General features: G+C 47.5%; 8 protein-coding genes. All 8 read left to right on the top strand.

All coding sequences use genetic code 11. The features are described 5' to 3' along the window. The first annotated feature begins 329 nt into the window (after positions 1-329). The 8 genes from AB5903_RS12600 (at position 330) to rhaD (ending at position 13911) form a co-directional block, all read left to right on the top strand. Positions 330-2858 carry a glycoside hydrolase family 88 protein gene (locus tag AB5903_RS12600; RefSeq protein ID WP_005652812.1) on the top strand — a complete coding sequence of 843 codons (2529 nt, stop codon included), beginning with the start codon at positions 330-332 and terminating at the stop codon, positions 2856-2858. Positions 2859-2884: 26 nt separating this feature from the next. Further along, positions 2885-5650: a glycosyl hydrolase gene (locus AB5903_RS12605; RefSeq protein ID WP_368117901.1), complete on the top strand. Its 2766-nt coding sequence runs from the start codon at positions 2885-2887 to the stop codon at positions 5648-5650. Continuing rightward, positions 5647-7482 carry a silent information regulator protein Sir2 gene (locus AB5903_RS12610; RefSeq protein ID WP_368117894.1) on the top strand — a complete coding sequence of 612 codons (1836 nt, stop codon included), beginning with the start codon at positions 5647-5649 and terminating at the stop codon, positions 7480-7482. The genes AB5903_RS12605 and AB5903_RS12610 overlap by 4 nt, the downstream gene beginning before the upstream one ends. A gap of 58 nt (positions 7483-7540) precedes the next feature. Further along, positions 7541-9061 (top strand): glycoside hydrolase family 28 protein, encoded by a 1521-nt coding sequence (locus AB5903_RS12615; protein WP_117666772.1) that lies wholly within the window; start codon positions 7541-7543, stop codon positions 9059-9061. Positions 9062-9192: 131 nt separating this feature from the next. Next, positions 9193-10659: a rhamnulokinase family protein gene (locus tag AB5903_RS12620; protein ID WP_117902113.1), complete on the top strand. Its 1467-nt coding sequence runs from the start codon at positions 9193-9195 to the stop codon at positions 10657-10659. A 31-nt stretch (positions 10660-10690) separates the two neighbouring features. Further along, positions 10691-11944 carry an L-rhamnose isomerase gene (locus AB5903_RS12625; protein WP_368117895.1) on the top strand — a complete coding sequence of 418 codons (1254 nt, stop codon included), beginning with the start codon at positions 10691-10693 and terminating at the stop codon, positions 11942-11944. A gap of 90 nt (positions 11945-12034) precedes the next feature. Then, positions 12035-13066: an L-rhamnose/proton symporter RhaT gene (gene rhaT, locus AB5903_RS12630; RefSeq protein ID WP_005652803.1), complete on the top strand. Its 1032-nt coding sequence runs from the start codon at positions 12035-12037 to the stop codon at positions 13064-13066. 35 nt (positions 13067-13101) lie between these two features. Beyond that, a complete protein-coding gene (rhaD, locus tag AB5903_RS12635) occupies positions 13102-13911 on the top strand; it encodes a rhamnulose-1-phosphate aldolase (protein ID WP_005652802.1) in 810 nt (269 codons plus the stop codon). Position 13912 lies beyond the last annotated feature (1 nt).

Raw genomic sequence — 13912 nt, forward strand, 5'->3', positions numbered from 1 at the left:
ACGCCATAAAGATAGGGGTGGTCTTGATTTTTTCATATCCCACTGGCATATAAATCGTGATTTATATCTAAATTTGCGACAACTTCAGACAGGTAGCCTGAAAAACTCAGTGTGGGGTAAGTGCAAGCTGTCTGCGTGCGGTTTATCTCTGGCTGCCGTAAGAGAAACGGCAAGTATAACCGTGTCTTGGGCGGGGTGGAGTTGGTGATAAACGACAAAAACAATAAGAGAACTGCCAAAAGGCTCAGAGTCCGTTTGCCGTGAAGCTCTTATTTTTGCAATACAGAATAAAGTTCATTTCTTAATTCTATTAAAACTATCAAAGGCACATGAAAAAACTACTTGGATTAATTTCCTTTCTTTTAGTATTGGCAGGTTCCGTTTCTGCCAAAGTGGTACTTCCGGCTATCTTTTCCGACAATATGGTATTGCAGCAAAACGCGCAAGTCAATTTGTGGGGAAAGGCAACGCCCGGTGAACGGGTTTCGGTAAAAGCGTCATGGACGGATAAAACCGTGACAACCAAGGCTGCGGCTGACGGCAAATGGACTGTGAAGCTGAAAACGCCTGCGGCTGCAAAAGGGCAGTCTGTTACGGTGAGCGGTGAGAATACGATTACTATTAATAATGTACTGGTAGGTGAAGTATGGCTCTGTACCGGACAATCCAATATGGAATATCCGGTTTCCAGGCATCCCGATAAAAAATGGATGACCGGTATGATAACGGAAGCCGAGGAGATGAAGGACGCGGATTATCCGGAACTTCGTCTGTTCCGGGTGGAACATCAGTTGGCTCCCGACGGTGAAATGGATGACTGTCAAGGCCGGTGGCTGGTGTGCACGCCGAAAAACCTGTATGACTTCTCGGCTGTGGGATTCGTTTTCGGACGCCGGTTGCATAAGGAATTGAATGTGCCGGTAGGTATGATACAGTCTACATGGGGAGGTACGCATGCGGAATCGTGGACGAAAATGAGTGTTATGAAGAACAATCCGCTCTATGCAGATGTACTTGAAGATTTTGCTTTGAAGAATGTGAAGCAGGAGAAGGGATATTGCAAGGTCCCCGCTACGCTTTGGAACGGTATGATTCATCCTATTCTGGGATATACGGTGAAAGGAAATATCTGGTATCAGGGAGAATCGAATGCCATTCGTCATGAAAAATATCAGCAGGTATTCACCAATATGATTAACAGCTGGCGGAAAGAATGGAAGCAACCCGACATGCCGTTCTATTTCATGCAGATTGCTCCGCATAAAGGACAGCCGGCCGGTATTCGTGAAGCACAGCTCAAAACATGGCAAAGCGGGCTGAAGAATGTAGGCATGGCGGTTGTTACGGATGCGGCGGATTCTACGGATATTCATCCGCGTAATAAGCGCGTGGCGGGTGAACGCATGGCTTTGTGGGCGCTTGCCAAACAATATGGGAAGGATGTGGCATACTCCGGCCCGCTTTTCAAAACGATGAAAGTCAGCGGCAATAAGGCTGTATTGAGTTTTGAATATGCCGAAGACGGTTTGATGACACCTGAGAATGCTCCGGTCAAGGGCTTTCTGGTTGCGGGAGCCGACCGGCGTTTCTATCCGGCGGTGGCTGTGATAAAAGGCAGCCGGCTGGAAGTTTCCGCTCCGCAGGTGGCGGAGCCGGTTGCCGTACGTTACGGCTTTTGTAACTTCTTCCGTGTAAATCTTTATAATAAGTCGGGTTTGCCCGCAGTGCCTTTCCGTACGGATACATGGGAACAAGGCTCGTATGCGCGTTGGTTTGCCGACTCCGAGATGATGCGTTTCCCGCAGGCTTACCGGTTGGATCACGGCAAGCGTCTGTTCTTCGGTTATGCCCAGGGAGTGGGTTGCTGCGCCATGTTGCAGATGTGGAAGATAACGGGCGAACGTCGTTATTATGATTATGTGAAGCAATGGGCCGACTCTCTGATTAATGAAAAGGGGGAAATCCATCTGTATGATAAGTCCACTTATAACCTGGATTTCATTAACTCCGGAAAGGTGCTGTTTGACCTTTACCGTGAAACCGGCGACCAACGATATAAAGCGGCAATGGATATCCTTATCAAACAGTTGAAGAACCAGCCCCGTACTTTGGAAGGCGGATTCTGGCATAAACTGATTTATCAGCATCAGATGTGGCTGGACGGACTGTATATGGCTTCTCCGTTTATGGCGCAGTATGGTGCGGAATTCAATAAACCGGAATGGATTGATGAGGCGGTGAAACAGTTCCGTCTCTGCCATAAACATACCTATGATGCCAAGACAGGACTGTATCATCATGCGTGGGACGAAAGCAAGAGCCAGCGTTGGGCGAACCCGGAAACCGGACATTCTCCCAACTTCTGGGGGCGCAGTATAGGCTGGTGGTTTATGGCGCTGGTAGATGCTTTGGACTATATACCCGAAAATCATCCGGGACGTGCCGACATGATTGGCTATATCCGCGGATTGGCGGAGACATTGCCGAAATATCAGGATAAAGCGGGACTTTGGTATCAGGTTATCGACCAGCCTAAACGCAAGGGTAATTTCCCTGAGGCATCCGTGACCACCCAATGTATGTATGCTTATGCAAAAGCAGTGAATAAAGGATATATCGATGCCGGATACCGCGCTGTAGCGGAAAAGGCTCTGAAGGGCTTGAAAGATAAATTGCTGGTGGAGAAACAGGACGGAACGCTGACTCTGACCCGTTGTTGCCAGGTTGGCGGTTTGGGAGGTCATCCGTATCGCGACGGAAGTTTTGAATATTATATAGGTGAAAAGATGAGAGATAATGACGCCAAAGCAACGGGACCGTTCATTATGGGATGTCTGGAACTGGAGAAAATAAAATAGGTATGAATCGATTGTTTTGTATTGCCATGTTTGCATTTTGTGCAGTTTTTTTGTCTGCACAAGATGTTTCGTGGCCGGAGATTGGTTTGGATGCCAAACCGGCTGCACGCTGGTGGTGGATGGGAAGTGCGGTGGATAAGGAAAACCTGACCCGTAATCTGGAAGCATATGCTGCGGCGGGAATGGGTACGATGGAGATTACTCCGATTTATGGCGTACAGGGAAATGATGCGAAGGATATTCCGTTTCTCTCCCCCCGATGGATGCAGATGCTGCAATATACGGAAAGTGAAGCGTCCCGTCTGGGCATGCAGATTGATATGAACACCGGTACCGGCTGGCCTTTCGGAGGCCCTGAAGTGGGGATAGAGGATGCCGCCTGCAAACTGTTTGTTACGGAATATCGGTTAGAAGGCGGGAATACGCTTGATCAGAGAATAGAGGTTGCCGATAAAAAACAAAAGCCTTATGCCAAACTGGAGCGTCTGATGGCCTTTTCCGATACGGGGAAGTGTCTGGATTTGACGGATAAGGTAAAAGACGGAATGTTATGCTGGAAAGCTCCGAAAGGGAACTGGCGTTTGATTGCCGCCTTTTGCGGCAAGACTTTGCAGAAGGTGAAGCGTGCGGCACCCGGCGGTGAGGGGTATGTGATGAATCATTTCTCGGCCCGTGCCGTGAAAAACTATCTCGGACGCTTTGAACGCGCTTTTGACGGAAAGTTCAAGGATACGGCAGGTGGTGCTACAGCTTATCCCCATAATTTCTTTAACGACTCCTATGAGGTTTACGGGGCGGACTGGTCGGAAGGACTTTTTGATGAGTTTCTGGCGCGTCGCGGTTATAAACTGGAAGAACACCTGCCGGAGTTTCTGGCGGCAGGGGAGCGTTCGGACAAGACCCGGCGCATCATCTCCGATTATCGTGAAACTCTCGGTGAACTGTTGCAGGAGAATTTCACCCGTCAGTGGACGGAGTGGGCACATCGGCACGGGGCTAAAACCAGAAATCAGGCTCATGGCTCGCCGGGAAATCTGATAGACCTTTATGCCACGGTGGATATTCCGGAGTGCGAAGGTTTCGGTTTGTCTGATTTCGGTATACGGGGATTGCGTAAGGATTCGCTGACGCGTCCCAATGATTCCGACCTCTCCATGTTGAAATACGCATCTTCGGGCGCTCATATTGCCGGTAAACCTTATACCTCTTCGGAAACTTTTACTTGGCTGACGGAACATTTCCGCACTTCTCTGTCACAGTGCAAGCCGGATATCGACCTCATGTTCGTTTCCGGCGTCAATCATACTTTTTTCCATGGTACGACTTATTCTCCTGCTGAGGCTGCCTGGCCCGGCTGGAAGTTTTATGCTACAGTGGATATGAGTCCGACGAACAGCATCTGGCGTGATGCGCCTGCTTTCTTTCAATATATATCCCGTTGCCAGAGTTTTTTGCAGATGGGACAGCCGGATAATGACTTCCTTGTGTATTTGCCGGTATATGATATGTGGCAGGAGCAGGACGGACGTCTGCTGATGTTTGATATTCATAAAATGGCACGGCGTGCTCCGGGTTTTATAGAAGCGGTGCACCGCATTAACGATGCCGGTTATGATATGGATTATATTTCCGATAACTTCATTCGTACGGCCACCTGCCGTGATAAGAAAATTGTGACGTCAGGCGGAACAGCTTATAAAGCATTGGTTGTTCCCGGTGCACGTTTAATGCCTGCGGACGTACTTGCCCGCCTGCTCGAATTGGCAAGAGAGGGGGCGACTGTTGTGTTTCTGGACCGGTATCCGGAGGATGTTCCGGGGTATGCCAGGTTGGAACAGCGCCGTACGGACTTTAAGGGTACTCTGGAGCAGGTAAAGAAATTAGGAAATAAGCAAGGTAAAGGTAAGACGGTGTTCTTCGGTACGGATTATGTCCGTACACTGGCGCAGACTGCTGCTATACCGGAAGCGATGAAAACTTCTTTTGATTTGAGTTGTATCCGTCGGAAGAACCCGGAAGGTTATCATTATTTCATTTCCGCACTGACCGGAAAAGATACGGAAAGTTGGATACCGTTGGCTGTGCCTGCACGTTCGGCCATGCTTTATAATCCGATGAACGGTGTTTCCGGCAAGGCTCGTTTGCGTCAGAAGGATGGAAAGACGGAAGTTTATTTGCAATTGGCCTCCGGAGAATCTGCCATATTGAAAACTTTTACGGAAGCTGACGTACAAGCTCCGGAATGGAAGTATCAGACTGCTGCACGGGGAGCTGTCGAACTGTCCGGCTTATGGAACCTGCGGTTTGTGGAAAGCGCTCCTGCGGTACATAGTGTGCCGGATTCCGTTGCTTTGGGCTCATGGACGGATTTATCCTTTGAAGGTGCTAAAACGACGATGGGAACAGGCTGTTATACAACCACTTTTGTGATTGAAAATCCGGCCTCGGCCCAGGACTGGTTACTCTCACTTGGCGATGTCCGTGAAAGTGCCCGTGTACGTATCAATGGCCGGAATGTTGCCACTTTATGGGCTGTGCCCTATTGTTGCTCCGTCGGGCAATACCTGTGTCCGGGAAAGAATACTTTGGAAATAGAAGTAACCAATCTACCTGCCAATCGCATAGCCGATATGGATCGCCGTGGAGTGAAGTGGCGCATCTTCAAAGATATAAATATTGCAGCGCTTGGTTATAAAAAAGGGACTTATGCCGGTTGGGAACCTGTGCCAAGCGGATTATTAGGCCCTGTACGTATTATACCACTGAAGATAACTAAAAACGAAATGCAATGAAAAAAATCAGTCTGGGCGGAGTAGCGCTTGTTTGCGCTTTCTGCTCCTTATATGCTCAAGACCCGCGTGAACGAAACTATTTCTATGAAATCCTTGATCCTAAGCATGAACCGAAACCGTTGGTAGAGGGATTTGCCCAAGAGCGGATTACTGAAAATTTAAATCGCGGACTGGCGGTTGCCCCTTCCCGGGACGGCAAATCCGTGTATCTCAGCTGGCGTTTGCTGGCATCGGATGCTCCCGCCACGGCTTTCCATGTATATCGTGAGGTGGGCGGAAAGGCTTGCCGCCTGACGAAAAAGGCCGTTTCCCGTACTTGTGACTTTGTGGACACCGCTCCTCATGCACAAGCCGTCTATTGGGTGGAAGCTGTTGTCAAAGGACAGAAGCCGGTTGTATCGAAAAAACGGAAGGTCGTGTTATCCGATTTGAAGCCTTATACATCTATCCGCTTGAAAGATAATGCAAAAGCAGGAAAGATAGCATTGGCCGACCTGAACGGGGACGGAACTTATGATTATATCGTCCGTACTCCCGAAACGAACGTAGATCCGGGCATGCCGGGTGATACTACCGGGAAAACGTATAAAATATCCGCTTATTTGAGTGACGGTACTTACCTATGGACATACGATATGGGACCGGGGATTGAACCGGGTATCTGGTACTCGCCTTTCATCGTATACGATTTCAATGGTGACGGTAAGGCTGAGGTGGCGATTAAAACAGCGGGTACTGACTATGTGAAAAACGAGAAAGGACGTGTTTGCGGCGGGAGTGAATATCTTTCCGTACTGGACGGCATGACCGGACAGGAGATAGACCGGGTGGATTGGCCTGAGCGCAATGACCGTTACGGAAATCTGATTCGTCAGAATCGTAACCAGATGGGGGTTGCCTATTTAGACGGAAAGACCCCGTTTATATTGGCGGCACGCGGCACTTACAAGCTGATGGTTGTGGATGCCTGGATGTTGAAAAACGGTAAATTGGAACGTGCATGGCGTTGGGACGGTGATGAGGAGAATCCTATTGTCCGTAGTATGGGTGCGCACAGCATGGTTACTGCCGATGTGGACGGTGATGGCCGTGATGAGGTTATGTTAGGTTCCTGTATGCTTGATGATAACGGAACACTTTTGTGGTCTTCGGGCTTGGGACATAGCGACAAGGCATATCTTTGCAAGTTGCATCCCGATAGGGAAGGCATGCAGGTGTTTATGGTAAGTGAACCCAAAAAGGAAGATGGCCGTGGCGTTTCAGTAGTGGATGCGGCTACGGGTAAATTGATATGGAGCATCGGTCATACTACTTATCATGTAGGTGACGGTATGGTAACGGATTTTGATCCTGTTCATCCCGGTTTGGAGTGTTTTGCCAGCGAAGACCGTAAGGGGGGAAGTACCGACAGATATTTGCTTACTGCCGACGGAAAGAAACTGCAAGTAGCTCAAGATGAGATTCCCGGCTGCCGTAACTGGATATGGTGGGATGCTGATTTGTTGCGTGAGACATTTAAGGGAGACGATAACCGTTGGGGAGCAGGCTCCTCTTCCGGTGGACGTAGTCAGAGCATCTGGAAATGGAAAGGTGAGATATTAACGGAAAATATCAAGGGGGATATATTACTGATGGCTGATGTGGAAGGTGACTGGCGCGAGGAACTGATAACGGCTTTGCCCGGCGAACTGCGTATTTACCGCACCGATATTCCTGCGACAGACCGTAGGGTAACGTTGATGCAGGACGCTTTGTACCGTAGTTATGTGGCCCATCGTAGCATGGGGTATCCTCAAGCACCCGTACCGTCTTATTATTTAGGAGATAATTAATACATGTATCGGAATAAGATGTTTCGGTATGTTTGCTAACTTTAAAACGCTATTAAGAATGACAAAACCATTGTATGTAATTGCTGCTGTTTGTTTATGGATATTCAGTTCTTGCCAGTCTACGGACTATAAATATGAAGCTGTCTATCGTAACCTGCCTTTTGACATGCCTCGTGTGGAAGCGCCGAGATTTCCTGACCGTACGGTCAATCTGAAAGAGTTTAATGCCGTCGGTAATGGGGAAACTCTATGTACATCGGCCTTTGCCGATGCAATCAATGCTCTTTCCGAACAAGGGGGAGGACATCTTGTTGTTCCTGCCGGTGTTTGGCTTACAGGGCCGATCGTATTGAAAAGTAATATCGACTTGCATTTGGAAAAAGGGGCTGTTATCCTTTTCTCTCCTGATGTGGACCTCTATCCTTTGGTGGAAACAGTGTTTGAGGGGTTGGATACCCGCCGTTGCCAGTCTCCGATTTCCGGCCGTAACCTGGAAAATGTAGCTATAACCGGCGAAGGGGCAATTGACGGAAACGGCCATTACTGGCGTCCGTTGAAGCGTGAGAAGGTTACGGAGAGCGTCTGGAAGCAGACAACAGCCCGTGGCGGTGTATATAAACGTCCTACCTACTGGTTCCCTTATCCTGAAACTTTGAAAGGGGATACTATCAGCAATATGAATGTCCCCCAGAATCTGAAAACGGAAGAAGAGTGGCAAAGTGTCCGTCATTTCCTTCGTCCGGTGATGGTGAGTCTGATAGAGTGTAAGAATGTGTGGTTGCAAGGGGTGATTTTCCAGAACTCTCCGGCATGGAACCTGCATCCGCTGATGTGTGAGAATGTGCTGGTTGAAGATGTGCAGGTGCGTAATCCGAGCTATGCGCAGAACGGTGACGGACTGGATTTGGAATCTTGTAAAAACGCGCTGATTGTGAATTCTACCTTTGATGTGGGGGATGACGGAATCTGTCTGAAAAGCGGTAAGGATGAAGATGGCCGCCGTCGTGCACGTCCTTGCGAAAATGTAGTGGTAGATGGCTGTACGGTATTTAAAGGCCATGGCGGTTTCGTTGTCGGCAGTGAGATGAGTGGCGGGGTACGTAATGTATCCGTCAGCAATTGCCAGTTCCTGGGAACGGATGTGGGACTACGTTTTAAGAGCAAGCGCGGTCGTGGTGGTATTGTTGAAAATATATGGATTACCAATGTGTCTATGATGGATATTCCGACCGAACCGATTACTTTCAATCTTTATTATGGTGGAAAATCTGCCGTTGAAGTGTTGGAGAGCGGTGAAAAAGTTCCGGCTAAAGTAGAGCCTCTTCCTGTGGATGAAACAACTCCTTGTTTCCGGAATATTCATGTGAAGAATTTGGTATGCGCAGGCGCCCGTCGTGCATTGTTCTTCAACGGTATCCCGGAAATGCCGATTGAAAATGTGGTTTTGGAAGATGTTGATATAACTTCCCGATTGGGAGCCGAATTTGTTTATAGCAAGGCCGTTACGATGAAGAACGTAACCATCCGGAATACGGAAGGCGAGCAAATTGTCACCCGTTTTTGTGAGGATGTGAAATAGAAGACCGGATGTGGTAATAGCGGATGAAACGGATTGTCAAATCTGACACCCTTTCAGTCAAAATAAGTACAAGGAATAGGGGATGATTCCCCTATTTTTGTATCATGAAATAGCGACTAAAACTAATTACCATGAAACAATGTTTTTTTGCGGTCGATTTGGGAGCTACCAGCGGCCGTACCATCTTGGGAACTTTCACACCGGAAGGATTGGAAATGGAAGATGTGAATCGGTTCCCGAATCATCTGATTGAAACCGGCGGACATTTTTATTGGGATATATATGAGCTTTACCGGCATATTATCGAAGGACTGAAAATAGTCGCTCAGAAGAAGGATGTGGAAATTACTTCCATCGGTATTGATACATGGGGAGTGGATTTTGTCTGTGTAGGTAAAGACGGCGGATTTCTTCGTCAGCCTTATTCGTACCGTGATCCTCATACAGCCGGAGCGCCTGAGGCTTTCTTTAAAAAGGTTGCCCGTAAGCAGGTCTATGAGTGGACGGGTATTCAAGTGATGAATTTCAACTCTTTGTTCCAGCTTGATACATTGAGACGTAATAATGACAGTGCATTGGCCGCTGCCGATAAATTGCTTTTTATACCGGATGCTTTGAGTTATATGCTGACCGGTGAAATGGTAACGGAATATACCATTGCCAGTACGGCGCAGTTGGTCAATGCAAACACCCGTAAACCGGAAGATGCTTTATTGCGCGAACTCGGACTGACGGAAAGTAATTTCGGCCGTTTTGTTTATCCCGGTGAGAAAATAGGAACATTGACAAAGGAAGTACAGCGCATGACCGGATTGGGAGATATACCTGTAATTGCAGTTGCCGGGCATGATACGGCTTCTGCTGTGGCTTCGGTTCCTGCAATGAATCCTGATTTTGCCTATCTGAGCAGCGGAACCTGGTCTTTAATGGGAGTGGAAACGAAGGGGCCGGTTATTACAGAGGAAACCGAATCTTTGAATTTTACGAATGAAGGCGGTGTGGATGGCACTATCCGTCTATTGAAAAATATTTGTGGGATGTGGCTGTTGGAACGCTGCCGTGCGGCGTGGGGACAGACATCTTATCCGGAACTGATAGCCGAAGCGAATGCCAGTGAGCCGTTCCGCAGTCTGATTAATCCTGATGATGTCCTGTTTGCTAATCCTGCCGATATGGAACAGGCTATACAGACGTTCTGTTCGGATTCTCATCAGCCTGTTCCGCAGACACGGGGGCAAATTGTACGTTGTATCTTTGAGAGCCTTGCTCTGCGCTATCGTCAGGTTTTGGATAATCTTCGCACTCTTTCTCCTCATCCGATAGAGACACTTCACGTTATTGGCGGAGGAAGCCGTAATGAATTATTGAACCGTTGGACAGCCAATGCTGTCGGTATTCCTGTTGTGGCAGGCCCGTCTGAGGCTACGGCAATCGGTAATATCATGATTCAGGCATTGGCGGCGGGAACGGCAAAAGATATTGCTTCCATGCGCCAGTTGATCAATCGTTCTATTTCTTTGGAAACTTTCTATCCGGAAGATACGGACGTGTGGGATGCCGCATATTTACACTTCAAACAGGTGACAATGAATCATTAATGTTTAAAATAATATTAAATAAATCAGTATCATGAAAGAAGAATTAATAACAAAGGCTTATGAAGTGGCAAAGGAACGTTATGCTGCTCTTGGGATAGATGTGGAAAAGGTAATGGAACAGCTCCAGAAGGTTGCAATCTCCATGCACTGCTGGCAGGCCGATGATGTTATCGGCTTTGAGTCGGGCAGCTCGCTGACCGGCGGTATCCAGACTACAGGTAATTATCCCGGTAAGGCCCGTAATATGGAAGAATTGCGTAGCGACATCTTAAAGGCCGCTTCTTATATACCGGGCAAACATCGCTTGAATCTGCATGAAATTTACGGTGATTTCGGCGGTACGTTTGTTGACCGTGACCAGGTGGAAGTGAAACATTTTGAAAGCTGGATGCAATGGGCGGCTGAAAACGGGATGAAACTGGATTTCAACTCGACTTCTTTCTCACATCCTAAAAGCGGTAACTTGTCTTTAGCCAATCCGGATAAAGGCATCCGTGATTTCTGGATTGAACATACCAAGCGCTGCCGTGCCATTGCGGAAGAGATGGGACGCCGTCAGGGCGATCCTTGCATCATTAATCTTTGGGTACACGACGGTAGCAAGGATGTTACGGTAAACCGTATGAAATACCGTGAACTGTTTAAAGACTCTCTCGACCGGATTTTTGCTACGGAATATAAAAATATGAAGGACTGTCTGGAATCTAAAGTATTCGGTATCGGTCTGGAAAGCTATACAGTGGGCTCTAATGAATTCTGTGTAGGTTATAGCGTGCAACACCAGAAACTGATAACAATCGATACGGGTCACTTCCATCCTACGGAGAGTGCTGCTGATAAAGTTTCGTCCATGTTGCTGTTCGTACCCGAACTGATGCTTCATGTAAGTCGTCCGATACGTTGGGATTCCGACCATGTGACTATTATGGATGACCCGACTCTCGAACTCTTCCAGGAGATTGTCCGTTGCAATGCTTTGGACCGTGTACACATCGGTCTTGATTATTTCGATGCTTCCATCAACCGTATAGGCGCTTATGTCATCGGCACCCGTGCCGCACAGAAATGTATGTTGCGGGCATTGCTGGAACCGTTGGCTAAACTTCGCGAGTATGAGGCTGCCGGTCAGGGCTTCCAGCGTCTTGCCCTGTTGGAAGAAGCTAAAGCTTTGCCTTGGAATGCCGTTTGGGATATGTTCTGTTTGAAGAATAATGTTCCGGTAGGTGAAGAATTCATTGCTGAAATAGAAAAATACGAAGCTGAGGTTACATCCAGACGTAACTAAGTTTATCAGAGTTAGTGATAGTGTTTAGCGGGGAAAGCATATCTTTGCCCGCTACTTTCATTACTCATAGAACATTAACCGTTGATTATCATGAATACACTAATAGGATTATTAATTATCGCTGTGGGAAGCTTTGGGCAGAGCAGCTCGTATGTACCTATCAATAAAGTCAAAGGTTGGTCCTGGGAAAACTTCTGGTTGGTACAGGGCATTTTTGCCTGGCTTGTTTTTCCGCTGCTCGGCGCTTTACTTGCCATTCCTGCCGATGGCAGCCTGATAGAACTTTGGGGAGCCGGTGGTGCATTGCCGGCTATTATTTACGGTGTCCTTTGGGGTGTCGGCGGTCTGACATTCGGATTGAGTATGCGCTATTTGGGCGTTGCTTTAGGACAAAGTATAGCTTTGGGTACCTGTGCCGGTTTCGGAACCCTGTTCCCGGCTCTGTTTGCAGGGAAAGATTTGCTGCACGGTGACGGTCTGATGCTCCTTATTGGTGTTTGCATCACTTTGGCGGGAATTGCCATTATCGGTTATGCGGGCAGCCTACGCTCCAGAAATATGAGTGAGGAGGAAAAAAAGGCTGCCGTGAAAGATTTTGCGTTGACAAAAGGGTTGCTGGTTGCTTTGCTGGCAGGTGTGATGAGTGCCTGTTTTGCCCTCGGCCTGGATGCCGGAACGCCTATTAAGGAGGCGGCGCTGGCAGGTGGGGTGGCTCCGTTGTATGCCGGACTTCCTGTTATCTTTCTGGTAACTTTGGGCGGGTTCTGTACGAATGCGGCTTATTGTATCCAGCAAAATATAAAGAATAGGACGGGTAAGGAGTATTTGTCGGTCAGCGGTGATGTCCTTGTGAATAATGTTTTGTTCTGTGCTCTTGCCGGAGTATTATGGTATTCGCAATTCTTCGGTCTGGAAATGGGTAAGAGTTTTTTAGGCGGCAGTCCGATATTGCTTGCATTTTCCTGGAGTATACTGATGTCGCTGAATGTTACATTCAGTAATGTCTGGGGAATCCTGCTGAAAGAATGGAAGGGGTGCGGTTCCCGTACAATAGGCGTATTAATATTGGGATTGGCCGTTCTCATTGCTTCTATCATTGTAGTGGCGATGGCGCAAGCATGAAAATAATATCTAATAAACTGTAATTAAATAGACACATGAAATCAATTCTTGAAAATCGTCCCGAATTGGCTTATGAAGTCAATCAAGCGGCAGAAGTGGCCGGTTATCTTTGGCAAAAAGGTTGGGCGGAACGTAATGGTGGTAATATAACTTTAAACATCACTGAATATGTAGATGATGAAATCCGGGCTTTGCCGGCTATCAGCGAAGTAAAACAGATAGGAAAGGTACTCCCTTATCTGAAAGGTTGTTATTTTTATTGTAAAGGTACTCAGATGCGTATGCGTGATTTGGCACGTTGGCCTATGGCAAACGGTTCAATCATCCGTATTCTGGATGACTGTGCCAGCTACGTAATTATAGCAGACCAGCCTGTAATGCCTACATCGGAATTGCCTTCTCATCTTGCCGTGCATAATTATCTGCTTGAAAAAGGCTCTCCTTACAGAGCATCCTTGCATACACATCCTATCGAATTGATTGCTATGACCCATAACAAGAAGTTCCTGGAGAAGGATGTGGCTACCAATCTGCTTTGGAGTATGATTCCGGAAACAAAGGCGTTCTGTCCTCGTGGATTGGGTATAATCCCTTATGAATTGCCAAGTTCGGTAAAATTGGCTGACGCTACTATTGAGGCTTTGAACGATTATGATGTAGCTATGTGGGAAAAGCATGGAGTCTTTGCTGTAGATGTGGATATTATGTCTGCTTTTGACCAGGTAGATGTGTTGAATAAATCTGCACTGATTTACATTGCAGCTAAAAACATGGGCTTTGAACCGGACGGAATGAGTCAGGAACAAATGAAAGAGATGACCGTGGCTTTTAATTTACCCAAATAAA

This window comes from Bacteroides sp. 2201st1_D9_2201SCRN_220225 (assembly GCF_040928965.1).
GTDB classification, from domain to species: Bacteria; Bacteroidota; Bacteroidia; order Bacteroidales; family Bacteroidaceae; genus Bacteroides; species Bacteroides stercoris.

Bases quoted from the DNA above. Each gene is read 5' to 3' on its own strand.
- AB5903_RS12620 (WP_117902113.1), top strand. From the start codon at position 9,193: ATGAAACAATGTTTTTTTGCGGTCGATTTGGGAGCTACCAGCGGCCGT.
- AB5903_RS12625 (WP_368117895.1), top strand. From the start codon at position 10,691: ATGAAAGAAGAATTAATAACAAAGGCTTATGAAGTGGCAAAGGAACGT.
- AB5903_RS12605 (WP_368117901.1), top strand. From the start codon at position 2,885: ATGTTTGCATTTTGTGCAGTTTTTTTGTCTGCACAAGATGTTTCGTGG.
- AB5903_RS12600 (WP_005652812.1), top strand. From the start codon at position 330: ATGAAAAAACTACTTGGATTAATTTCCTTTCTTTTAGTATTGGCAGGT.
- rhaD (WP_005652802.1), top strand. From the start codon at position 13,102: ATGAAATCAATTCTTGAAAATCGTCCCGAATTGGCTTATGAAGTCAAT.
- AB5903_RS12610 (WP_368117894.1), top strand. From the start codon at position 5,647: ATGAAAAAAATCAGTCTGGGCGGAGTAGCGCTTGTTTGCGCTTTCTGC.
- rhaT (WP_005652803.1), top strand. From the start codon at position 12,035: ATGAATACACTAATAGGATTATTAATTATCGCTGTGGGAAGCTTTGGG.
- AB5903_RS12615 (WP_117666772.1), top strand. From the start codon at position 7,541: ATGACAAAACCATTGTATGTAATTGCTGCTGTTTGTTTATGGATATTC.